Source organism: Pelomonas sp. BJYL3 (assembly GCF_027257975.1).
Taxonomy (GTDB): Bacteria; Pseudomonadota; Gammaproteobacteria; order Burkholderiales; family Burkholderiaceae_C; genus Roseateles_B; species Roseateles_B flavus.
Window position 1 is genome coordinate 636,079 of sequence record NZ_JANZKX010000002.1, and the last position, 21,147, is coordinate 657,225.

A 21,147-nucleotide genomic window follows, 5' to 3' on the forward strand; every position below is an offset into this window, starting at 1 on the left:
TGCGCACCCGGCTGCCGCTCAGCGCCAGCCCGTCACCAGCGCGTCCGCCGGCGCCGAGAGCTTGTAGCGGGCGCTGAAGCGCTGGGTCTGCTTCGGGGCCAGGGTCTGGCGCCAGGCACGGATGCCGGGCTGCTCGCGCCAGTCGCCGGTCTGGGGTTCGGGCTTGAAGGCGGTCTCGATCCGGATGTCCGCGTGCTGGCTCACCGGGCTGGCCTCCAGCACCAGCAGGGGCAGGGGCTTGTCCGTGCGGTTCTCGATCTCGTAGCTGCGCTCGATCTGGCGCTCGCGGCGCTTGCTGATCAGCCCGGCCTTGTTGCCGTCCAGTCGCTCGGGAAGGCTCAGCACACGCAGGCGCTCATCGCGGCCGAACAGCCATTCCACCTTGGCCTCGCCGCTGAACTGCAGTTGGGCATCGCCGACCAGGGTCCCGTCACGGTAGAGCTGCAGCTTGCCGCGCGGCCAGCTGCCGGTCGGGCGCGCCAGCTCGGCGACCAGGTACGCGTCGTGGTCGACCTGCCCGCGAAAGCGGCTGTAGACATCGGCCTCCACCGTTTCACGCCCCAGCGACAGCTGCACGGGCCGGGCGCCGCTGAGCAGCCGCTGGCGGCCGGGCAGGGCGTAGGTCGTTGCGAACTCGCCGGCGAAGACCTCCGGATTGAACTCCACCCGCTTGCGCGCCGGCGGCATGCCGGGGGCCGCGGGCTTGACCTCCATGCGGGGCGCCGGCGCGGCCGAGTAGAGCGTCATGGCCGGCGCGGGGCGTGACTCTTCCAGGGCAACGGTGTCGATGTCCAGGGTCCAGGAGGACAGCATGCCGGCGCCGCCGCTGTCTCGGGTCATCTCGGTGCTCAGGCGCAGCGGGACGCTGCTCCAGTCCTCGCCGGTGTATTGCGCGGCCTCGGCGCGGCGCTCGAGGCTCAGCCGCCCGCTGGTGGTGTCCAGGCGCGCCCGGTACAGCGGTGTCCATCCGGCCTGCTCACTGCGATAGACCAGGCGCAGCTCGCCGCCCTGGGCGCTGTCCACGGGGACCGTGAGTACCTGGTATTGGCGCTGGACGCCTTCCTGCTCGCGCGCCTCGGCCAGCTGGCGGTTCAGCGCGTCCATCCGCTCCCTCAGGGCCTGCTGCCGCTGCAGCTGGTCCACGGTCTGGCGGCGCAGGGTCTCCAGGGTCTCGGAGAGCTTGCCGCCGGGCGGCAGCTCCTTCCCCGTCAGCTGCTTGAGGAAGTTGAGGGAGACCGCCAAGGCCTCCGATTCCGCCTGCAGCTGGCGCGACTGCTGCTCCAGCTCGCGCACCTTGCTGCCGCGCTCGCACTCGGGCAGCAGCTCGGCGGGCTTGAGCTCCAGGCGGACCTCGCCCACGCCCATGCCGGCGGGGGGCAGCAGCTGGATGGAATCGGCCACCAGCTCGGGGCTGAGGCAGCTGAAGCGGGCCTCCTGCGCACTGGGCGCCAGTGTCAGGGCGCGCTCGACGGTGGCGCCCTGGGGGTGCAGGGTGACCTGGCGCAGGGTGTCGGCCGCCTGGGCCTGCAGGGTCAGCCCAGCGAGGGCGAGAAGGGGCAGCAGGGGCGTTGCTTGAGGCATGACGTGGAGTGCTTTCAAACGGGGCTTCAGCCTAACACCGACGGCCCGCTGCTGCCCCGCTGCTGGCCCGCTGCTGGCCCATGCCGAGAGGCCTCCCCAGCGGGCGTGGCAGCCGGCAATGGCACACTGCAGCCCATGAGTCTTCCCCCGCAAGCCAATTCCACCCGCAAGGCCCTGGTGCTCTTCTCCGGCGGCCAGGACTCCACCGCCTGCCTGGCCTGGGCGCTGGAGCGCTATGCCCAGGTCGAGACGATCGGTTTCGACTACGGCCAGCGCCACCGCATCGAGCTGGACTGCCGTCAGACTGTGCGCCGCGAGCTCGCCGCGCAGTTCCCCGCCTGGGGTGCCAAGCTGGGCGACGACCATGTGCTGGACCTCGCCCTGCTGGGCCAGATCTCCGACACCGCGCTGACCGAATCCCGCGCCATCGAGATGCAGGCCAACGGCCTGCCCAACACCTTCGTGCCGGGCCGCAACCTGCTCTTCCTGAGCTTCGCCGCCACCCTGGCCTACCGCCGCGGCGCCTCGGTGCTGGTGGGCGGCATGTGCGAGACGGACTACTCCGGCTACCCCGACTGCCGCGACAACACCCTCAAGGCCCTGCAGGTGGCCCTGAGCCTGGGCCTGGACCAGCCCATGACCATCGAGACGCCGCTGATGTTCATCACCAAGGCCCAGACCTGGGCCCTGACCGAGCAGCTGGGCGGCGCCGCGCTCAACGCGCTCGTGATCGAGCACACCCACACCTGCTACCTGGGCGAGCGCCAGCAGCGCCATGCCTGGGGCTACGGCTGCGGCAGCTGCCCGGCCTGCGAGCTGCGGGCGCAGGGTTACGAGGGTTTCCTGGCGCAGCAGCGCGCCGGCGCATGATGCCCTGGATGAGCTCCTGGTCCTGGACCCCCTGGCTGGTGGCCGCCATGCTCTTCTTCTGGGGCGTGGGCGGCTACAACCGCATGATGCGGCTGCGCAATGCCATCGGCACCGCCTACGGCCAGCTGGACGGCCTGCTGGTGCAGCGTGCCCAGCTGTGCGCCCGCCTGCTGGAGCAGCTGCGGCCCCTGCTGCAGAACGAGCAGGCCACCTTCGACGCGCTGGAGAACGCCCAGGGCGAGGCCCAGACCGCCGCCAATGCGGTGCGTGCCAAGCCCTATGCGGCCGATCCGGTGGCCGCCCTGGCCGTGGCCGCCGCGGTGCATGCGGCGGCGCTGACGCGGCTGATGTCGCTCGTGGAGCACCACGGCGCCCTGGCCGAGCATCCCGAGGTCTTTGCCCTGGTGGACGAGCTGAAGATGGTGGAGCGCCAGCGCGCCTTCGCCCGCCAGGTCTTCAACCAGGCGGTGGGCGTCTACAACGAGGCGGTGCAGCAGTTCCCCACACGGCTGCTGGCCAGCTTCTTCGGCTTTGGCGAGGCGCGCTCGCTGTGATCAGCCCGGGCGGCTGATCAGCTGCACTCGATCACGCCCGAGCTGACCAGCTCCTGGAACAGCGCCATCAGGGCCTGGCCGCGCATGGCGTAGGGATTCAGGCGGGTGCTCTCGCTGTACTTCAGCACCAGGGCCGGGTTGAGCCGGTGCAGGTTGACCTGGCCCATGCTCCAGCCGGCGAAGCGGCGTTCGTCGATCTCTTCATAGCTCAACAGGATCACGTCATGGTGGCGCGGATCCTGCACGATGGACTTGTAGCGCGCATTGACGGCGTCGCGGCCGCCCTCCAGCACCTGGATGAAGACGCCGTCGCTGAGGCACAGCAGGCCGGTGATGCCCTCGGCCGGGTTGTGCTCTCGGGACTGCTTGAGGATGGCCGCCAGCTGGGCCTCCTTGGTGCCTTCGGCGGCACGGCTGGCATAGAGAAGACGGACGAGCATGGCAGGCTCCTGGGGCGGTGCTTACTTCTTGCTGAGCAGGGAGAGGAATTCGCGGCGCAGGTTGGGGTCCTTGAGGAAGGCGCCGCGCATCACACTGTTGGTCATCATGGACTCGCTGTCCTTGACGCCGCGCCAATGCATGCAGAAATGGTCGGCTTCCATCACGATGCCCAGGCCGTCGGGCTGCACGCGTTCCTGCAGCTCGTTGGCCAGCATGGTCACGGCCTCTTCCTGGATCTGGGGGCGGCTCATGATCCAGTCGGTGAGCCGCGCGTACTTCGACAGGCCGATCAGATTGGAATGCTCATTGGGCAGCAGACCGATCCACACCCGGCCGACGATGGGGCACAGGTGGTGCGAGCAGGCCGAGCGCACGGTGATGGGGCCCACGATCATCAGCTCGTTGAGCCGGGTGATGTTGGGGAACTCGGTGACGTCCGGGGCCTGGACGTAGCGGCCCTTGAAGACCTCGCGCACGAACATCTTGGCCACGCGCTTGGCGGTGTCCTGGGTGTTGTGGTCGCTGTCGGTGTCGATCACCAGGGCGCGCAGCACGCCCTGCAGCTGCCGCTGGACCTCGGCCTGGATCTCGTCCAGCTCGCCGTCCTCGATGAAGTCGGCGATGTTGTCATTGGCGTGGTGGCGGCAGTCAGCGGCCAGCAGCCGGTAGCGCACGCGCTCTGAGGCGGGCAGGGCGGCCAGCTCGTCGGCGCTGAGGGCGGGGAGGGGGGCGGTCTTGCCGGGCATTTCGGGGCCTCGCGGTTCTTCTATGGCGCGGATTGTGGCCTTTTTGAATGAATCCGGCGTGAGAGGGGCCCGCTTGGCCCCAGAAGCTGAGCGGACAAGCGGCCCGGTGCCGGCTTCACGCCGGCCTAAGCCTCGCTGCGGGCCGGCACTTACACTGCCCGGGTGTCTGAATCCACCTCCCCCACTGCTGCGGGCATCCCCCTGCAGCGCCTCCTGCTGCAGACCGCGGACGCCGTCCAGGCCGTGCGCCAGGGGCGCTCGCTCACGGACGTCCTGGCCCGTTGCCCGCGCGAGCTGCGCCCCGGCACCCAGGCCCTGAGCTTCCTGGTGCTGCGTCAGCTCGGCGCGGCCCAGGCCCTGCGCCGCCAGCTGGCGCCCAAGGCGCCGCCGCCCAAGGTCGAGAACCTGCTGCTGTGCGCCCTGGCCCTGCTGTGGCCGTCCGACGATCCACCCTATGCCGCCCACACCGTGGTCGACCAGGCCGTGCGCGCCGTGCGCCAGCGCGCGGCGCCCAGCGCCGGCTTCGTCAATGCCGTGCTGCGCCGCTTCCTGCGCGAGCGCGAGGCCCTGGTGCAGAGCCTGCTGCGCGACCCGGTGGCGCATCACAACCATCCGCAGTGGTGGATAGACCGCGTCCGCCAGGACTGGCCCCTGCACTGGCAGGGCATCCTCGCTGCCAACAACAGCCGCCCGCCCATGACCCTGCGCGCCAATGCCCGCCAGGGCAGCGCCGCGGCCTACCAGGCACGCCTGGGCGAGCAGGGCATGGCCGCCCGCCTGCTGGGCGAGCGCCTGCCCCAGGCCCTGCTGCTGGACCGGCCCCAGCCGGTGTCCGCCCTTCCGGGTTTCGAGCAGGGCGCCGTCTCGGTCCAGGACGCCGCCGCCCAGATCGCCGCCCCGCTGACCGTGGCCGCCCTGCAGGCACGCGCGGCGACCGGGCAAGACCTGACCCTGCCGGCCCTGCCGCCCGGCGCCCGCGTGCTGGACGCCTGCTCCGCCCCCGGAGGCAAGACCGCGCACCTGCTGGAGCTGCAGTCCCTGGACCTCCTGGCCCTGGACGCCGACCCCGAGCGCCTCGCCCGTGTGGAGGACAACCTGCGCCGCCTCCAGCTGCAGGCGCAGGTCCGCGCCGTGGACGCCCGCCAGACCGCCCAGTGGTGGGACGGCCGCCCCTTCGACGCCATCCTGCTGGACGCCCCCTGCAGCGCCTCCGGCATCGTGCGCCGCCACCCGGACGTGCGCTGGCTGCGCCGCCCCGAGGACATCCCCCAGCTGGCCCGCATCCAGGCCGAGCTGCTGGACGCCTTGTGGCCCCTGCTCAAGCCGGGAGGTCGGCTGGTCTACGCCACCTGCTCGCTCTTCAAGGCCGAGGGCCAGGACCAGGTCGACGCATTTTTGCAACGCCAGCCGGACGCCGAAGCGGTGGAGTGCGCAGGGCTCACGGGCCATCTGCTGCCCGTGCCTGACAATGGCTCCCAAGACGCGGCCGGGCAGGCTGTCCCGCTGGACGGCTTCTTCTATGCCCTGCTCCTGAAATCGCCCGCATCCACCCGCTGATGGTTTTCGCTCCCCTGGCGCATGAGGCGCCATGTCTGCTGCGCTGTGCCTGGCCCGCCAAGGGCCTGGGCCGCGCCGTGGCGTGGGGATCGCAGGTCCTGCGCTGGGCCTGGGGCCTGCTGCTGGTGCTGGCTCTGGTGATGGGGGCGGTGTCGGCGGCGCGTGCCGACGGCATCCACCTGACCGACCTGCGCACAGAGCGCACGGACGAAGGCCTGCTGCTGAGCTTCAGCGCCCGCTTCGAGCTGACCAAGCCGGTCGAGGAGGCCTTGCTGAAGGGCCTGCCGGTCTACTTCCAGGCCGAGGTCAATGTGATGCGCAGCCGCTGGTACTGGCGCGATGCCCGGGCCGCCCGGGGCGTGCGCAGCTGGCGCCTGGTCTGGCAGCCCCTGACCCGGCAGTACCGGGTGACCACCGAAGGCCTGCACCAGAACTTCGACAGCCTGCCCGAGGCCCTGGCCTTCATGCGGGGCGTCTCCGGCTGGCGCATTGCCGAGCCTCGTGACATCGACGAAGACGGCAAGTACTACCTCGAGTTCAGCTACAAGCTCGACACCTCTCAGCTGCCCCGCCCCATGCAGATCGGCCTGGGCGCGCCCCAGGGCTGGGGCCTGAGCGTGGAGCACAGGCTCAATCTCGGGGCTGACTTCAGCGCCAAGCTGCAGCCATGAGCGCCGCTCATTCCCGCCTGGCGGGACCCTACGCCGTGCGAGGTCTGTTCCCGTGAGCCGTGTGAGACGCTGGGCCTGGCTGGTCTCGCTGCTGGCCGTCGCCGGGGCGGCCGGCCTGCTGGCCTTCCTGCTGTCCATCGGCGCCACCGCCGAGCGCGGCTTCTTCGAGCGGCACTACGGCTGGCTGTTCTGGCTGAACGTGGGCGTGGCGCTGATGCTGGCCACCGTGATCATCAGTGCCGGCGTGCGCCTGGTGCTGCGCGTGCGGCGTGGCAAATTCGGCAGCCGCCTGCTGCTGAAGCTGGCCGGCATCTTCGCGCTGGTGGGCGTGGTGCCCGGCGTGCTGATCTACACCGTGTCCTACCAGTTCGTGAACCGCTCCATCGAGAGCTGGTTCGACGTGCGCCTGGCCAGCGCGCTGGAGTCCGGCCTCAAGCTGGGACAGGGCACGCTGGACGGCCTGGTCAACGAGCTGGGCGCCAAGACCAAGAACGCTGCCGAACGGCTGGGCGAGCAGGGCGGCAACCCGCCCATGACCCTGGCGCTGGAGCGCCTTCGCGACCAGCTCTCGGCCCGTTCCGTGAGCCTGCTGGGGGCCAACGGCCAGCCCCTGGTCGTGGTGGGCGGCGCCGAGAACCCCGCCCTGACGCTCAGCCGCACCAGCAGCAACCTGCTGCGCGACGCCCGCCGCCAGGGCGTGATCAGCAAGATCGAGGGCCTGGAGGACGAGGCCAAGGCGCTGGAGGGGCAGGCCCGCATCCGTGCCCTGGCCCTGGTCCCCAGCAATGACTTCAGCCTGGGCGCCAGCGACCGCTACCTGATGGTGGTGCAGGGCCTGCCGGGCTCGGTGCTGGCCAATGCGCTGGCCGTGCAGAACGCCAATGTCGAGTACCAGCAGCGCTCCCTGGAGCGCGACGGCATGCGCCAGATGTACCTGGGCACCCTCACCCTGGTGCTGATCCTGGCTACGTTCGCCGCGCTGCTGCTCGCCGTGACCCTGGGTGACCAGCTGGCCCAGCCCCTGCTGCTGCTGGCCGACGGCATGCGCCAGGTGGCCCAGGGCGATCTCACGGCCAAGCCCACCATGGCCTCGCGTGACGAGCTGGGCGGCCTGACCCGCAGCTTCGCCGACATGACCCAGCAGCTGGCCGACGCCCGCCACATGGTCGAGCAGAGCGTGACCCAGCTCGAGAGCGCCCGCACCCATCTGCAGACCATCCTGGACAATCTCACCGCGGGCGTGATCGGCTTTGATGCCCGCGGCGGCATGGACACCATCAACCCTGGCGCCACCCGCATCCTGCGCCTGCCGCTGTCGGCCTACCAGGGCCAGCGCATGGAGGCCGTGCCGGAGCTGCAGGAGTTCGCGGCCGAGGTCGCCCAGCGCTTCGCCAGCAGCGAGGATGCCGACGGTACCTGGCAGGACAGCTTCGAGCTCAAGCTGCCCGGCAAGGAGGAGGCCCTCAACCTGCTCGTGCGCGGTGCCAGCCTGCCCGAGGGCGAGCGCCTGATCGTGTTCGACGACATCTCCGAGGTGGTCTCCGCCCAGCGCTCGGCCGCCTGGAGCGAGGTCGCACGGCGCCTGGCCCACGAGATCAAGAACCCGCTGACTCCCATCCAGCTGTCCGCCGAGCGTCTGCAGCACAAGCTGGAGGCCAAGCTGGAGGGGCCCGACCAGGCCATGCTGGTGCGCTCGGTGGGCACCATCGTCAACCAGGTGCAGGCGATGAAGCAGCTCGTCAACGAGTTCCGCGACTACGCCCGCCTGCCCGCCGCCCAGCTCAATCCGCTGGACCTCAATGCCCTGGTGGGCGAGGTGCTGATGCTCTACGTCTCGGCCCAGGAAGCGGGCCGCCTGCAGGCCGAGCTGAGCCCCGAGCTGCCCCTGATCGTGGGCGACGCCACCCAGCTGCGCCAGGTCATCCACAACCTCGTGCAGAACGCCCTGGATGCAGTTGCTGATCGAGAGCAAGGGCATGTGCGGGTACGCACGCTCAAATCCGTCGGCGACACTGGCGAGCTGCGTGGCTTGCGCCTCGTGATCTCGGACAACGGTCCCGGCTTTGCGGAGAAGGTCCTCAAGAGAGCCTTCGAGCCTTACGTGACCACCAAGTCCAAGGGCACGGGCCTCGGTCTTGCCGTGGTCAAGAAGATCGCCGATGAGCATGGGGCGCGGATCCGCCTCAGCAATCTGCATCCTGACGGCGACGAGTCCCTGCCGCCGAACGGCGCGCAAGTTTCGTTATCATTTTCAAAACTCGCGACTGCACCGAGCCCGGCCGAGCCGAGCGAAGCTCCCGGGGCCGCGTGAACAGTAGGCATACATGGCAACCATTCTTGTTGTTGACGACGAACTGGGCATCCGCGCCCTGTTGTCTGAAATCCTGACCGACGAAGGTCACACCATCGAGCTGGCCGAGAACGCCGGCCAGGCGCGCGCCGTGCGCGAGCGCATGCGGCCCGACCTCGTGCTGCTGGACATCTGGATGCCCGACGTCGACGGCGTCACCCTGCTCAAGGAGTGGGGCAGCAGCGGCCAGCTGACCATGCCCGTGATCATGATGAGCGGCCACGGCACCATCGACACCGCAGTGGAAGCCACCAAGTTCGGCGCCATTGCCTTCCTGGAAAAGCCCATCACCCTGCAGAAGCTGCTGCGCGCCGTCGAGCAGGCCCTGGTGAAGACCGCCCCGCGCCCCGCCGCACCGCCGCCCGGCCTGCCCAGCTATGCCGCGCGCCCCGAGCTGCCCCTGCACGCCCACAGCGCCGTGATGAGCCACGGCGTCCACAGCGCCGCCCCGGCCATCGCTCCCGTGCAGGCCCTGGCCTCCGAGCAGCTGTTCGAACTGGACCGCCCCCTGCGCGAGGCCCGCGACGCCTTCGAGAAGAGCTACTTCGAGTTCCACCTGGCCAAGGAGAACGGCTCCATGACCCGCGTGGCCGAGAAGACCGGCTTGGAGCGCACCCACCTGTACCGCAAGCTGAAGCAGCTGGGCGTCGATCTTTCAAGAAACAAGCGCAACAGCCAAATTTAGTGTTATAGTCATGGTCTTCGCTGATCACTGCGCCGCAAGACGCAAGCGGTCAGGAAGACAAAGATGGCCAAGTAGCTCAGTTGGTAGAGCAGCGGATTGAAAATCCGCGTGTCGGTGGTTCGATTCCGCCCTTGGCCACCAGAATTCGCGAAAGCCCGATCAGTGATGGTCGGGCTTTTTGCTTTCCAGGGCCTGATCCATGCTCCGTCTGGACCTGCTGTGTCCTCGCGCAAGGCTTCAGGTCCCGCTGACCTGCCACGGTTGGGCAAAGGCTGAGGCGCGCGTTTCGCTGTCGCCGAGCGCCATGTTCGTCAATGCCGACACAGGCGTGAACGAGCACTCGCCATTGGAAGCTGTCGCACAATGCTCTAGCGCCGCTGCCTTGCGCGGAGCATCCATTGAGGCCACAGATGCAAACTTGGTATCGCGTAACCGTCCGCCTTGAGTCGATCGGCGCAGAAGCCAGGACGCTTTACAGCCGAGGCAGAGACGGTGGCATCGAACACTGGTTCGAAGGAGGCTTGCGGCATGAGCTGTTTTTGCGCCCCGGTGGCGAGAGCGAAACGATAGAGCTTCGACCAGGTGAGTCTGTTTCGCTATCGGCACTGATTCAGTGTCTTTGTGGCCTGACCATCGCCGAAGGCACGAAATGGCTCTCCCATGAAAGCAATCGAGGCACCGTTGCTTGTGGTGAAGTGGTGGCTGTGCACGAGGCGTGGAGTGAGGGGCAAAGCCCAGATCTGCCATCAGATGCCAATTGGGCTGGACATCTCCTCTTCTGACGTTCTGTAAGGATGAATCCGCGTGTCAGTGGTTCGATTCCGCCCTTGGCCACCAGAATTCATGAGTGCTGACAAGTACTTAAAGAGAGCCCCGCGCAACGCGTCTACAAATTGTTGGAGGGCATGTGACGATCCGCCAACTGGTCGACGACACCATCTTTCTCGCCGAGCACGGGCGGTACATCGGCGCGCTTGCGTCCATCCTTGCTGCGATTTCCGGGAGCTCGCGCAAAGTCTTCCCGAAAGGTACGCCCTCCAAGGTCAATCCTGCGGACAAGCGCGGGATGCAAGACAAGGAGGCGTTCACGAGGTTCTTGGGGCGGCGGCTCTGCGAAGTGATGGTCGGGGCAACCTTCAGTCACCCTGACGACACCGCTTCTGTGATGTCGATTCCCATCGACGGCAAGTCGATGGCGATAGAGGGGATCCTCTACGAGCACTTTCGGTGTGCTCTATCGCATGAGGGCCAGCTTCCCGCGACGGTGGCATTCGACGAACAGCAAGGCTTTGACCTCAGCAATGGCTCTGTCGGTACTTCCGTGGTGGACGGCGTGGTGAAGCTTGAGCACGGATGGATGGGCGTCCTGATCCGGGTAGTGACTCAAGCGCCATGCAACGGGCCAGCGTTCGGCATCGAGCACTACCGGCTGCAACCAAGGGCTGGCGTTGATATCGAGGCCCACAGGCAGCAGCTCATGGCGGAATTTCAAGTTTCACCAGGTCGCCTAGGTATTCTCCAAGCCTTTCTGGAAGCCGTGCCACCAGAGCGAATTGATGGGGCATCGGCTGCGGAATTGAATCAGGAGTTGGCAGCCAGCTTAAGCAATGGACCACTTAATGGCGGAGCGTTGACGGGCCTTGTCATCGGCGGACTTGCTACGGATACAGGCAAATGGACAGCAAGGGGGGCGGCTCTCTTGCGGCGCTTTGCCGGCGCCTGGTCTTTGGTTCGCGTTATCTGAGTGGGCTGACGCGCTCGCCGATGCGCTGCCGCATGTAGTGCTCTGTCATTTCGCGGTTTCGATGCCCCAGCAGCTTCTGCGAATGCGCCAGGTCGCCCGTTTCGGTGGCTGCCTTGGCCCTGATGTCCCGGAACTGGAAGTCCACCCCCGCCAGGCGCCGCGCCTTGTCAAAGCGTGAGCGCAGCGCGAAAGTGCCCAGCGGCTGCCCGTCGTCATCCTGAATCAGCCAGGCGCTCAGCCGCTCCCGCGGCCGGGCATTGATGCGCACGATTAGGGCAGCCAGCTCGCCGGCCAGCTCGATGGCTCTCCTCGTGCGCGGCCTCGGCTACAGCCCTTTGAACTTCTTGCTTGACGAGTGCTGCCAGGGGATGCGGAAGCCGCCGCCGGCGGTCAGCCGGGCGTGCTCAAGCACCTGCGGCCACCAGAGCACCAGTCGGGATGACTTCAACCAGAAGGGGTGCTTCGCCCATTGCGGGTCCAGCACGTAGACCGTGTGACCCGCGCGGCGGAGCGCTTCTCGCTCCTGACCACGGCTCTTTGCGAACTTGTCGATGCTGACGATGTACCAGCCTGGCCCCAAGGCGGGTATCCATTCCAGGTCAGGGGTGCTGCGGCGGAAGCGGTCGGTGAGGTGGATCACCTCGTCCACGCCGCTCTCAGTCTGGCAAAGCTCGCGAATCGCGTGCGCCAGATCAGGAGGAAGGTTGGCGTCGAACAGGAATCGCACGCCGCCCTGTCACGCTGCCAGTTGCTGCTCGAAGGCGACGGCCGCTTTCACCTCTTGCGGCTTGACGCGGTACAGGCGTGCCACTCGTTCGACGTCCTGGCCTTCCGCCTGGAAGGCCGCTGCGAGCGTGTCGGTCGGTACGCCGCCCTCCACGACGATGGGCTCACCAAATTGCACCAGGGGATCGAGTACCACCAGACGCTTCTTCGGCACGGGAAACCAGCGGAGCGCATGGGCGTCGGCACCGTACTCGATGCCCTCGAGCAGGCTGGGCCGGATCACCGCATCCATGGCGAACTGCTGCCTGCGCACATCCAGCAGCCTCGGGTCCTCGCCTGCGCGCTCTACCGCTTCAAGAAAGATCTTCTTGCCGTCGGTCACGAACCGGCGTGAATGCAGGGGGTAGTCACCCAGGGTTTCGCGCGCCACGTCGATCGTCGCCCGGATCACCTTCAGGCTCACACCACGCTCAACGAAGCGGGCGACCGTACGCAACTCAAGCAGGTCATGAAACCCCAGCACCTGCTCGTCACCAAACTCCTCGTCGTCCGCATATTCGAGAGGCCACAGCGGACCGGAGGCCTTGCGGCCATCGCCGTACTTCCAGGAATAGCCCTTCAGCCAGCGGCGAACCGTACGCAGTTCCGCCCCCACGAGCCGGGCGGCTCGTGGCAGCGGGTACATGCCCGTGCCGAGGAGGGTGGCTTGCTTGTTCATGGTCGGCAAGCAGTTTACGCCCGCAGTCTGACGAACACCTGGATTCCGAACCGTCTGCCAAGGCGTCCTCGCCATGGGAGACGCAAGACATCATTTTCCTTGTTGAAAGAAGTTCCGGTCACGGCTCCCGATCCATCCTCACGTCCCCCGCCCGTACTCCCCCTTCTCCACCCGCGCGAGCAAAGCGCCCAGCCGCGCGCGCTCCCGCTCGGCCTTGGCCTCGGCGACGCGCTTCATCAGCGCATCGGCACAGGCCGCCTGCAGCGCCTGCTCGGCCGGCCCGGTGATGTCAGGCTTGACGCCGACGTATTCCCAGTGGGTCCAGGTGATGGGCCTGATGGCGCGGCCGGTGGGAAGGAAGGCGTCGAGGCCTGCCTCACGACAGGCACGTTCGACGCCCTGCTGCGCATTGCCTGCTGCGACCAGGACGCCCTGGTCGCGCTGACCGAAACCCAGCGCGCCCGCGGCCGCATGCTCAGCGGCCGCTGGCCGGCGGCGCTTCCCGGGTGACGATCTCCTGCCGCTTGTACTGCACCAGGCCCTGAAAGGCGGAGCCCGTCACGCTGACCAGGATCAGCAGGGCAAAGGCCTGCAGCTTGGTGATGCGGGGCATCTGCCAGATCGGTACGACGGCATGGTTCCAGCAGACCGCGAACACCCAGCAAAGAAAGTAGACGGCCAGCACCACCAGCACGGCCGGGCCGAAGCCCATGGCCAGGCTGCTCCATTCCATGTCCATTGAATCCTCCCGGCGCTGCCGCCGTCTCCCTTGTGTCGTCTCTTGTGGACCGTGGCGCGCCGGATTGCCTCCGGGCCGCCCGGCCGGCGCGAAGTGTGCCATGGGGAGGTGCACCTCGGCCCATCCCCTAAAATCGGGGGTCTGACAGCCAACCGTCAGCGCCGGTGTCCACATTGCGGCCCATGCATTCATGCGCGATCAGGGCATGAGGCCGGCGTGGGCTGTGGCGCTCCTCGGGAGCGCTCAGACCGCCGGCAGCGTCAGGAAAACAGGGTAGTTCGGGTGTCAACGCAACGCCCAAGTTGGGGATCGCAATGGACGTGACCGCGCAGCGGCACCACGCCTTTTCTGGGCCGCCGGGCCTGCTGCTGCTCGCACGTCTGTGCTGCGTGGCCCTGGGCTACTACCTGACGGCCCGCATGGGCCTGCAGATTCCGTATGTGGGCACTCATGTGTCGCTGTTCTGGCTGCCCACCGGTCTTGCGGTCGCGGCCTACTACCGCTGGGGCGACCGCATGGCCCTGGCCGTGCTGGGGGCGGCTTTCCTGGCCAATCTGGAACTGGGCGGGCCGCTGTGGGCGGCCGCGGGCATCGCGCTGGGCAATGCCGTCGGGCCCTGGCTGAGCAAGCAGGTGCTGCTGCGCCTGGACTTCGACGCCACCCTGGGCCGCCGCCGCGATCTGGGCGTCTACCTGCTCGCCGTGGCGCTGGGCATGCTGGTGAGCGCCAGCAATGGCACGCTGTGCCTGCTGGAGAGCGGCCTGCTGGCGCCCGGGCAGTGGCTGTCGGCCTGGACCACCTGGTGGACGGGCGACGCCGTGGGCGCGCTGCTGGGCGGCATCCCCCTGATCACGCTGAGTGTCAGCGCCCTTCGCCAGGGCTTTGGAGGACGCCGCGGCGCGCTCAACCTGCTGCTGCTGGGTGTGGTGCTGGGCTGCGGCTTGCTGAGTTTCACGCCCTGGGTCACGCCGCATCCCGGCCTGGCCTTCCCCCTGCTGGCCCTGCCGCTGTTCCTGATGGCCCTGCTCGCGCTGCGGGCGGGGGTGATGGTGGCCTCGCTGGCCGTGCTGCTGCTGTCCGGCACGGCAGCCTGGGGCACGGCCAACGGCGCCGGTCCCTTCGCCTCGCAGGACGCGCACCTGGGCCTGCTGGCCCTGTGGAGCTACATCACGGCGCAGGCCTGCACCAGCGTGCTGATCTGCGGGCTCGTGGCCGAGCTGCTGGCCAGCCGCCGCCAGCAGCAGGCCCTGTTCCAGCATGCGCAGCAGGGCATCCTGCTGGTCGAACCTGATGGCCGCCTGAGCGCCTTCAATCCGGCCGCCGGGCGGCTCCTGGACCTGGACGCCGGACTTCATGCCGGCCGGCCCCTGGCCGAGCTGCCTGCGGGCACGGGGCCGCAGCTGCAGGCCTGGCTGCAGGTCAACGGGGCCTTGCCGCAGGTCTCGCAGCAGCCCTACCTGAGCATCGTCACCTGCCAGGGCCGACGCGTGGAGCTGGAGGCCCAGACCGCCCGCTACCGCGATGCACGCGGGCGCTGGCAGACCCAGCTGATGCTGCGTGACGTCACCGAGCGCCGCCAGGCCGAGGAGGCGCTGCGCCAGAGCGAGCAGCGCATGCGCAGCATTGCGGACCGCCTGCCCATGCGTGTGGGCTATGTCGACCGCGAGCAGCACTTCCGCTTCATGAACCTGGCCTTCGAGCGGGACTTCGGCCGCCCGCGCAGCGCGATGCTGGGCTGCACGATCCAGGAGGTGATCGGCCCGGCCGCCCATGCCCAGGCGGCGAGCTCCATCGAGCGCGTGCTGGCGGGCGAGACCGTCACCCTGGACGCCGAGAAGACCACGCAGGAAGGCTATCAATGCGAGCGCCTGACCTTCGTTCCGCAGTTCGCAGAGGATGGCCGCACCGTGCTGGGTTTCGTGACCATGGTGGTCGACAACACGGCGCAGAAGCTGGAGGAGCGCCGCCTGATCGAGCTGAGCCTGTCGGACCCGCTGACCGGCCTGCTGAACCGGGCCGGCTTCGACCAGCGCCTGCAGGAGGCCCTGGAGCGGGCCGGCGCGCGCCCGGGCTGCATGGCGCTGCTGCTGCTGGACATCGACGGCTTCAAGGGCGTGAATGACCGCCTGGGCCACCCGGCGGGCGACCTGCTGCTGCGCGGCTTTGCCGGCCGCCTGGCCCGCACGCTGCGCAGCGCGGACGTCATCGCGCGGCCGGGGGGCGACGAGTTCGCCGTGATCGTGGAGGGACTGCCGGACGAGCCGACCGCGGCCCGCATCGCCGGCAACCTCGTCGAGGCCATGCGCGCACCGTTCGTGCTGGAGACGCATGCCGTGTGCATCAGCACCAGCATCGGCGTGGCCGTGCATGGCGGCGCCGTGCCCGTGCAGGCCGCCGAGCTGCTCAAGCGGGCCGACCAGCGCCTCTATGCGGCCAAGGCCGCGGGGCGGGATCGTTACGTCGCGCATTGAGGCCGGCCCGGCGGAGCGGGCGGGCGCCTGCATCAAGCTGTCATCTGCCGCTGCGATGCTCCCGGGCATGTCTCCCCGGAGTTCCGCATGCAGAATCCTTCGCCTCTTCTCGGTCGCCTGATGCCTCTGGCCGGCCTTCTTGTCGCCACCCTGGCCGCCTGCGGCGGCAGTGCCTCCGAGCCTCAGGCGTGGCCGCCCGCCTCCGCCGTGATCGCCCACCGCGGCGCCTCGGCCCTGCGCCCCGAGCACACGCTGGCGGCCTACCAGAAGGCCATCGACGACGGCGCGGACATCATCGAGCCCGACCTCGTCTCCACCAAGGACGGCGTGCTGGTGGCCCGGCATGAGAACGCCATCGCCATCCTCAACGCCGATGGCAGCGTCAAGGAAGCCACCAGCAACGTGGCCGACAAACCCGAGTTCAAGGACCGGCTGCGGACCAAGAGCATCGATGGCGTCAGCATCCGCGGCTGGTTCACCGAGGACTTCACCCTGGCCGAGCTGAAGACGCTGCGGGCTCGCGAGCGCATCCCCGCCATCCGCCCGGCGAATGTGGCCTACAACGACCAGTTCGAGATCCCGACGCTGCAGGAGGTCATCGAGCTGGCCAAGGCGCAGTCGGCCGCCAAGGGCCGCACTATCGGCATCATTCCCGAGACCAAGCACCCGAGCTACTTCCAGTCCATCGGCCTGCCCCTGGAGCCGGCCCTGCTGGCCGTGCTGGACAAGAACGGCTGGAACCACCGCGATGCGCCGGTGATCGTGCAGTCCTTCGAGGTGGCCAATCTCAAATCCATCGCCCAGAAGAGCACGGTGCGCCTGGTCCAGCTGATCAACAGCAGCGGCCGGCCCTGGGACTTCATGCAGGAAGGCGCCGCCAACACGCGCGGCTATGCCGACATGGTCACCGCCGACGGCCTCAAGGAGATCGCGCGCTACGCCTACGCCGTGGGCCCCTACAAGGAATGGGTGATCCCCCAGACCCGCGACGCCAAGGGCGTGGTCACAGGCCTGGGCCAGGCCAGCTCCTTCGCCCGCGATGCCCACGCCGCCGGGCTCAAGATCACCATCTGGACCCTGCGTCCGGAGAACGCCTTCCTGCCCACCAGCCTGCAGGGCACGCCCGGCAGCGATGCCACGGCACGCGGCAACAGCGTGGCCGAGATCCGCGCCTACCTGGACGCCGGCGTCGATGGCTTCTTCACCGACGACTCTTCGGTGGGGCGGCAGGCGGTGCAGGGCTGGAAGCCCGCGAACTGAGCGCCAGGATCCGCCCGAGTGCCTGGAAGGCGCGGTAACAACGCGTTAGTTCCGTGAGTCGTGGTTCGAAGTCCCGCAAACCGGCTGCATCAAGCGTCATGGATGGGGCCAGATAGATACCTTTTTGAGGCCGGTAATGGGCCATAACGGCACAAGTGGTTTGCAATTGGACTGGTTTTGCCGGATGTTGGCAGGGTGCTGATCGCCCAGCATGGTGGCACCGCAGGGCCTGAAGGCGCTTCCCTACCCGGGGACGCCGGGTCGGCACTGCGGTGCAGGACCGACCTCGCGCGGGCTGCCCGGGCGACGGCCGCGCCCGGGACGGGCAGGCGTGAGGCAGGCCTGCGGTGCCTTCCATCCCAACCCCGCCCGGCCCACTTTCGCCTTTGCCTCACAAGGTGCACAGGTCTTCGGGCCCGGGCACTCTTGAAAGGTGATCCATGACCAAGTCATCCCAAGCCCCCCGCCGCCAGGCCCTGCAGCTGATGGGCGCGGCGTCCGTCCTCGCCCTCACCGGGCGCGAGGCCGCCAGCGGCGAGCTGCTCTACGGTGCGGCGGCGGCGGCCTGCCGCAACGACATCGAGTCCACCGCCGGGCCCTATCCCAACATCGACCCCCTGGAGCGGCGCGACCTGCGCGCCAACTCTCGCGGCAACACCAGCCTCAAGCCGGGCGCGCCGCTGACGCTCAGGATACGCGTCCATGACGTCGAGAATGCCTGCGCCCCCATCCCGGGCGCCGTGGTGGACATCTGGGGCGCCGACGCCGTCGGTACCTATGCCGGCTACGCGCCCTTCAACACCGTGGGCCAGGACTTCTGCCGCGGCTACCAGCGCACGGACGCCAACGGCCAGGCCGAGTTCCTGACCCTGTTCCCCGGCAGCTACACGGGCCGAGCCCTGCACATCCACTTCTCCATCCAGAGTCAGGCCCGCAACCTGCGGCCCAACGACGACGGGCGCAACCTGCCCAATGTGTTCGTGGCCCAGCTCTACTTCGCGGCCAGCACGGCCGATGAGGTCTTCGCCAGCAATCCCATCTATCAGCAGGGCGCGCGGCGCACGCCCAACGAGGCGGACAGCATCTACCTCAGCGACGGCGGCAGCAGCTACATCGTCACGGTCACCAAGACGGCCAGCGGCTATGTGGGCGAGATCGACGTGGGCGTGAAGAAGGCCGCCATCGGCATGGGAACGCCCTCCACCGAGGTGCCGCTGACGCCTGGTGTGCCGGTGGCGGTGAGCCTGGCCGCCAAGCAGACGCGGCTCTACAGCATCAAGCCGGCGGCCGGCGCCCGCCAGCTGCAGCTGCGCCTCAGCGGCGGCTCGGGGGATGGTGACCTGTTCCTGCGCGCCAACGCCGCACCCACGCCCACGCTCTACGACCGCAAGTCCGACGGGCCCACGAATGCCGAGAGCATCACCCTGACGCCGGTCGCCGCCGGTGCCAAGTACTACGTGCTGGTGCAGGCCTATGCCGCGGTCTCGGGCGCCAGCCTGGTGGCCACGGTGAGTTGACGCCTCCGGTGATTTGACGCGATGAGCAGGGATCCAGGGCCGCCCGCCTCGATGCGAAGGACGGGCGGCACGCTAGGATGCCGGGCTTTCCCTTTCTTGCCCGACCCTAGCCATGAGATCGTCCATCCACATCGTCGACGTCGACCGCACGGAGACCTGGACGCGCTACCGCAAGGGCCTGTGCGACAGCTGCGCCGCCAACTGCTGCACCATGCCCGTGGAGGCCCGCCTGGCCGACCTGGTGCGGCTGGGCCTGGTCGATGCCTTCGAGGCCGAGCACGAGGCCCCCAAGCAGATCGCCAAGCGCCTGAGCAAGGCGGGGTTGATCGAGCATTTCAGCTTCAAGCACGGCATCTTCCAGCTGGCCCGCCGCGCCGGCGGGGACTGCCAGTTCCTGGACGCCCGGACCCGGCGCTGCACGGTGTATGAGCGCCGCCCCGACATCTGCCGCAAGCACCCGCAGGTCGGGCCGCGGCCCGGCCACTGCCCCTATGGCGCGCGGCGGGAAGCGGCTGCGGCGGACTGAATCTGCGAACTGAAGCTGCAAACTGAAGCTGCAAACTGAAGCTGCGAACTGAAGCTGCGAACTGAAGCTGCGAACTGAAGCTGCGAACTGAATCTGCGGCCTGGCGCCTGCGGGTTTTCGGCGCGTTCGGCGTCAAAGCCGGCAGTGCCATGTCCTACGAAGCCGGCCGGTGATCGCTTGCGGCGCTGCATCAGCTGCGTTACAAGACCGCACAAGGGCCGCAGAGCCTGGGTGTCATTCAGGCCTGGCGGCTGTACGCGTCGAGGGTGAAACACGGCGCAGCGGCTGTCCTGCCTGACCAATCTTCAGGAAGGAAAGCGCCGTGCGCAACAACCAACCGGTCACCGACCGCGAGTACCTCTTCCCGCCCGGGCAGAACCTGGTATCAACCACGGATCTTCAAGGACGCATCCTCTACTGCAATCCGGCCTTCATCGAGGTCAGCGGCTTCGAGCGCGACGAGTTGCTGGGCCAGCCCCACAACATGATCCGTCACCCCGACATGCCGCCGGAGGCCTTCCGGGACATGTGGGAGACCATCGCCAGCGGCCACCCCTGGTCCGGCCTGGTCAAGAACCGCCGCAAGAACGGCGACCACTACTGGGTGATGGCCAACGTGACGCCGTTGATGGAGGGCTCGCGCGTGGCAGGCTACATGTCGGTGCGGACGGAGCCCGGGCGCGAGCACGTGCGGGCCGCCGAAGCCGTCTACCGCCAGCTGCGCCAGGAGGCGGAGCAGGGCAGGCCGCTGCACCGCCTGCGCCGCGGGCAGCTGGAGCGCGTCGACGTCCTGGGGCGGCTGCTCGCGCGGCTGCGGCCCGGCCCGCAGAGTGCGCTGGCCGGTCTCTTCCTGCTGCAGGCCCTGGTGCTGGCCCTGGTGTTTCCGCTGGGCAGCGCCTGGGCCTTGGCGGCGGGTGTGCTGAGCGCGCTGGCCGGCGGATGGCTGGCCCGGCGGTTGCTGAGCGGCCCGGTGGATGCGCTGCTGCCCTTCGCCAACCGCATGGCCGCGGGCGACCTGACGCAGAGCCTGGGCCGCGAGCAGCGCGGCCACAGCGGGCGGCTGGCGCTGGCGATGAACCAGCTCAATGTGAACCTGCAGTCGGTGGTGCGGGACGCGCGCACCGAAGCCCACAAGATGCAGGCCGCCACCTCTGACATCGCCACGGGCAATCTGGAGCTGTCGCAGCGCACGGAGTCGCAGGCCAGCAGCCTGCAGCAGACGGCGGCCTCCATGGAGCAGATCACCGGCACCGTGCGCCAGACCACGGCCTCGGCCCACGAGGCCAGCGAGCTCGCCCGCGAGGCCAGCGCCGTGGCCGCCAACGGGCAGGCCGCGGTGGACGAGGTCTCACGCACCATGGACGCCATCCGCCTGTCGTCCAGCAAGATGGCCGACATCATCCAGGTCATCGACACCATCGCCTTCCAGACCAACATCCTGGCCCTCAATGCCGCGGTGGAGGCGGCGAGGGCGGGGGATTCGGGACGCGGCTTCGCCGTGGTGGCCAGCGAGGTGCGCGCCCTGGCGCAGCGCTCGGCCACGGCGGCGCGGGAGATCAAGTCCCTCATCGAGGCTTCGTCCTCCGACGTGGAAGCCGGCCATCGCCACGCGGGGCAGGCGCAGCAGACCATGCGGGGCGCGGTCGAGTCCGTGCAGCGGGTCGCCACGCTGATCAGCGGCATCGAGCGCGCCGCCACCGAGCAGCTGGACGGCATCTCTCAGGTCAACTCTGCCGTCGCCAGCCTGGACATCATCACGCAGCAGAACGCCGCCCTGGTGGAGCAGATCGCCGCGGCGGCCGCGGCCCTCAAGGACCAGGCGGATACCGTCAGCGACACGGTGGGCATCTTCAAGCTGGACCGCCAGCTGGAGGCCGCCGAGGCGCCGGATGCCGTGGCCCTGCGCAAGGCGGCCAAGGTCCGGCGCCAGGGGCTGCAGGTGCGGGCGGCGGGCTGAGCGGGCGCGGGGTGAAGGGCGTGGCGTAAAGGGT

At 68.7% G+C, this 21,147-nt stretch carries 21 protein-coding genes and 1 tRNA gene; 15 read left to right on the forward strand and 7 right to left on the reverse strand.

What is annotated here, in order from left to right; genetic code table 11:
* Positions 1 to 18 precede the first annotated feature (18 nt).
* Positions 19 to 1,581 (reverse strand): DUF4139 domain-containing protein, encoded by a 1,563-nt coding sequence (locus tag O9Y01_RS08390; RefSeq protein WP_269631090.1) that lies wholly within the window; start codon positions 1,579 to 1,581, stop codon positions 19 to 21.
* A 135-nt stretch (positions 1,582 to 1,716) separates the two neighbouring features.
* Between O9Y01_RS08390 and queC the strand changes: the two genes are divergently transcribed.
* On the forward strand, positions 1,717 to 2,451 hold the full coding sequence (gene queC / locus O9Y01_RS08395) for a 7-cyano-7-deazaguanine synthase QueC (RefSeq protein WP_269631092.1): 735 nt from the start codon (positions 1,717 to 1,719) through the stop codon (positions 2,449 to 2,451).
* An 8-nt stretch (positions 2,452 to 2,459) separates the two neighbouring features.
* The gene (locus O9Y01_RS08400; protein WP_269631093.1) at positions 2,460 to 3,005 is read left to right on the forward strand and encodes a LemA family protein; all 546 of its coding nucleotides are present in this window, start codon (positions 2,460 to 2,462) and stop codon (positions 3,003 to 3,005) included.
* A gap of 17 nt (positions 3,006 to 3,022) precedes the next feature.
* Here the strand turns inward: O9Y01_RS08400 and O9Y01_RS08405 are convergent, their stop codons facing one another.
* Both O9Y01_RS08405 and folE read right to left on the reverse strand, forming a co-directional pair.
* Positions 3,023 to 3,445 carry a BLUF domain-containing protein gene (locus O9Y01_RS08405; RefSeq protein WP_269631094.1) on the reverse strand — a complete coding sequence of 141 codons (423 nt, stop codon included), beginning with the start codon at positions 3,443 to 3,445 and terminating at the stop codon, positions 3,023 to 3,025.
* Positions 3,446 to 3,466: 21 nt separating this feature from the next.
* The gene (gene folE, locus O9Y01_RS08410) at positions 3,467 to 4,192 is read right to left on the reverse strand and encodes a GTP cyclohydrolase I (protein ID WP_269631095.1); all 726 of its coding nucleotides are present in this window, start codon (positions 4,190 to 4,192) and stop codon (positions 3,467 to 3,469) included.
* A gap of 162 nt (positions 4,193 to 4,354) precedes the next feature.
* On the opposite strand from folE, the gene rsmB reads away from it, so the two are divergent.
* The 7 genes from rsmB to O9Y01_RS08445 all read left to right on the forward strand — a co-directional run bounded on the left by rsmB (position 4,355) and on the right by O9Y01_RS08445 (position 11,199).
* A complete protein-coding gene (gene rsmB / locus O9Y01_RS08415) occupies positions 4,355 to 5,749 on the forward strand; it encodes a 16S rRNA (cytosine(967)-C(5))-methyltransferase RsmB (protein ID WP_269631096.1) in 1,395 nt (464 codons plus the stop codon).
* Positions 5,749 to 6,420, forward strand: coding sequence for a DUF4390 domain-containing protein (locus O9Y01_RS08420; RefSeq protein WP_269631097.1), 672 nt, complete (start codon positions 5,749 to 5,751; stop codon positions 6,418 to 6,420). The genes rsmB and O9Y01_RS08420 overlap by 1 nt, the downstream gene beginning before the upstream one ends.
* Positions 6,421 to 6,472: 52 nt before the next feature.
* Complete coding sequence (locus O9Y01_RS08425; protein WP_269631098.1) at positions 6,473 to 8,731, forward strand: sensor histidine kinase; 2,259 nt, start codon at positions 6,473 to 6,475, stop codon at positions 8,729 to 8,731.
* A 13-nt stretch (positions 8,732 to 8,744) separates the two neighbouring features.
* Positions 8,745 to 9,455 (forward strand): response regulator, encoded by a 711-nt coding sequence (locus tag O9Y01_RS08430; protein ID WP_269631099.1) that lies wholly within the window; start codon positions 8,745 to 8,747, stop codon positions 9,453 to 9,455.
* Positions 9,456 to 9,520: 65 nt separating this feature from the next.
* Positions 9,521 to 9,596 (forward strand) — tRNA-Phe (locus O9Y01_RS08435).
* Positions 9,597 to 9,865: 269 nt separating this feature from the next.
* A complete protein-coding gene (locus O9Y01_RS08440; RefSeq protein ID WP_269631100.1) occupies positions 9,866 to 10,237 on the forward strand; it encodes a hypothetical protein in 372 nt (123 codons plus the stop codon).
* 125 nt (positions 10,238 to 10,362) lie between these two features.
* The gene (locus O9Y01_RS08445) at positions 10,363 to 11,199 is read left to right on the forward strand and encodes a hypothetical protein (protein ID WP_269631101.1); all 837 of its coding nucleotides are present in this window, start codon (positions 10,363 to 10,365) and stop codon (positions 11,197 to 11,199) included.
* Here O9Y01_RS08445 and O9Y01_RS08450 read toward each other — a convergent pair.
* The 3 genes from O9Y01_RS08450 to O9Y01_RS08460 are packed head-to-tail and all read right to left on the reverse strand — an operon-like array spanning position 11,192 to position 12,643.
* The gene (locus tag O9Y01_RS08450) at positions 11,192 to 11,500 is read right to left on the reverse strand and encodes a tyrosine-type recombinase/integrase (protein WP_442952738.1); all 309 of its coding nucleotides are present in this window, start codon (positions 11,498 to 11,500) and stop codon (positions 11,192 to 11,194) included. The genes O9Y01_RS08445 and O9Y01_RS08450 overlap by 8 nt on opposite strands.
* Before the next feature lie 24 nt (positions 11,501 to 11,524).
* Entirely contained in the window at positions 11,525 to 11,926 is a 402-nt protein-coding gene (locus tag O9Y01_RS08455) for a hypothetical protein (RefSeq protein ID WP_269631103.1), read from the reverse strand.
* A 9-nt stretch (positions 11,927 to 11,935) separates the two neighbouring features.
* Entirely contained in the window at positions 11,936 to 12,643 is a 708-nt protein-coding gene (locus O9Y01_RS08460; protein ID WP_269631104.1) for a DUF433 domain-containing protein, read from the reverse strand.
* A 99-nt stretch (positions 12,644 to 12,742) separates the two neighbouring features.
* On the opposite strand from O9Y01_RS08460, the gene O9Y01_RS08465 reads away from it, so the two are divergent.
* Positions 12,743 to 13,153, forward strand: a complete 411-nt coding sequence (locus O9Y01_RS08465) for a hypothetical protein (protein ID WP_269631105.1) — start codon at positions 12,743 to 12,745, stop codon at positions 13,151 to 13,153.
* Here the strand turns inward: O9Y01_RS08465 and O9Y01_RS08470 are convergent.
* Complete coding sequence (locus O9Y01_RS08470; RefSeq protein WP_269631106.1) at positions 13,119 to 13,382, reverse strand: hypothetical protein; 264 nt, start codon at positions 13,380 to 13,382, stop codon at positions 13,119 to 13,121. The genes O9Y01_RS08465 and O9Y01_RS08470 overlap by 35 nt on opposite strands.
* A gap of 314 nt (positions 13,383 to 13,696) precedes the next feature.
* Between O9Y01_RS08470 and O9Y01_RS08475 the strand changes: the two genes are divergently transcribed.
* From O9Y01_RS08475 to O9Y01_RS08495, 5 genes are all read left to right on the forward strand, one after another.
* Positions 13,697 to 15,853 (forward strand): sensor domain-containing diguanylate cyclase, encoded by a 2,157-nt coding sequence (locus O9Y01_RS08475; RefSeq protein ID WP_269631107.1) that lies wholly within the window; start codon positions 13,697 to 13,699, stop codon positions 15,851 to 15,853.
* 87 nt (positions 15,854 to 15,940) lie between these two features.
* Positions 15,941 to 17,113 carry a glycerophosphodiester phosphodiesterase gene (locus O9Y01_RS08480; RefSeq protein ID WP_442952731.1) on the forward strand — a complete coding sequence of 391 codons (1,173 nt, stop codon included), beginning with the start codon at positions 15,941 to 15,943 and terminating at the stop codon, positions 17,111 to 17,113.
* A gap of 440 nt (positions 17,114 to 17,553) precedes the next feature.
* Positions 17,554 to 18,630 (forward strand): pre-peptidase C-terminal domain-containing protein, encoded by a 1,077-nt coding sequence (locus O9Y01_RS08485; protein ID WP_269631108.1) that lies wholly within the window; start codon positions 17,554 to 17,556, stop codon positions 18,628 to 18,630.
* A 112-nt stretch (positions 18,631 to 18,742) separates the two neighbouring features.
* Positions 18,743 to 19,156 (forward strand): YkgJ family cysteine cluster protein, encoded by a 414-nt coding sequence (locus tag O9Y01_RS08490; protein WP_269631109.1) that lies wholly within the window; start codon positions 18,743 to 18,745, stop codon positions 19,154 to 19,156.
* A gap of 322 nt (positions 19,157 to 19,478) precedes the next feature.
* Positions 19,479 to 21,113 (forward strand): methyl-accepting chemotaxis protein, encoded by a 1,635-nt coding sequence (locus O9Y01_RS08495; protein ID WP_269631110.1) that lies wholly within the window; start codon positions 19,479 to 19,481, stop codon positions 21,111 to 21,113.
* Positions 21,114 to 21,147: the final 34 nt, after the last annotated feature.

What these genes read in the sequence shown, in the direction of transcription:
- O9Y01_RS08390 (WP_269631090.1), bottom strand. Translation starts at nt 1,581, where the DNA reads ATGCCTCAAGCAACGCCCCTGCTGCCCCTTCTCGCCCTCGCTGGGCTG.
- O9Y01_RS08475 (WP_269631107.1), top strand. Translation starts at nt 13,697, where the DNA reads ATGGACGTGACCGCGCAGCGGCACCACGCCTTTTCTGGGCCGCCGGGC.
- O9Y01_RS08405 (WP_269631094.1), bottom strand. Translation starts at nt 3,445, where the DNA reads ATGCTCGTCCGTCTTCTCTATGCCAGCCGTGCCGCCGAAGGCACCAAG.
- O9Y01_RS08470 (WP_269631106.1), bottom strand. Translation starts at nt 13,382, where the DNA reads ATGGACATGGAATGGAGCAGCCTGGCCATGGGCTTCGGCCCGGCCGTG.
- O9Y01_RS08440 (WP_269631100.1), top strand. Translation starts at nt 9,866, where the DNA reads ATGCAAACTTGGTATCGCGTAACCGTCCGCCTTGAGTCGATCGGCGCA.
- O9Y01_RS08460 (WP_269631104.1), bottom strand. Translation starts at nt 12,643, where the DNA reads ATGAACAAGCAAGCCACCCTCCTCGGCACGGGCATGTACCCGCTGCCA.
- O9Y01_RS08480 (WP_442952731.1), top strand. Translation starts at nt 15,941, where the DNA reads ATGCAGAATCCTTCGCCTCTTCTCGGTCGCCTGATGCCTCTGGCCGGC.
- O9Y01_RS08420 (WP_269631097.1), top strand. Translation starts at nt 5,749, where the DNA reads ATGGTTTTCGCTCCCCTGGCGCATGAGGCGCCATGTCTGCTGCGCTGT.
- queC (WP_269631092.1), top strand. Translation starts at nt 1,717, where the DNA reads ATGAGTCTTCCCCCGCAAGCCAATTCCACCCGCAAGGCCCTGGTGCTC.
- O9Y01_RS08485 (WP_269631108.1), top strand. Translation starts at nt 17,554, where the DNA reads ATGACCAAGTCATCCCAAGCCCCCCGCCGCCAGGCCCTGCAGCTGATG.
- O9Y01_RS08430 (WP_269631099.1), top strand. Translation starts at nt 8,745, where the DNA reads ATGGCAACCATTCTTGTTGTTGACGACGAACTGGGCATCCGCGCCCTG.
- folE (WP_269631095.1), bottom strand. Translation starts at nt 4,192, where the DNA reads ATGCCCGGCAAGACCGCCCCCCTCCCCGCCCTCAGCGCCGACGAGCTG.
- O9Y01_RS08400 (WP_269631093.1), top strand. Translation starts at nt 2,460, where the DNA reads ATGAGCTCCTGGTCCTGGACCCCCTGGCTGGTGGCCGCCATGCTCTTC.
- O9Y01_RS08490 (WP_269631109.1), top strand. Translation starts at nt 18,743, where the DNA reads ATGAGATCGTCCATCCACATCGTCGACGTCGACCGCACGGAGACCTGG.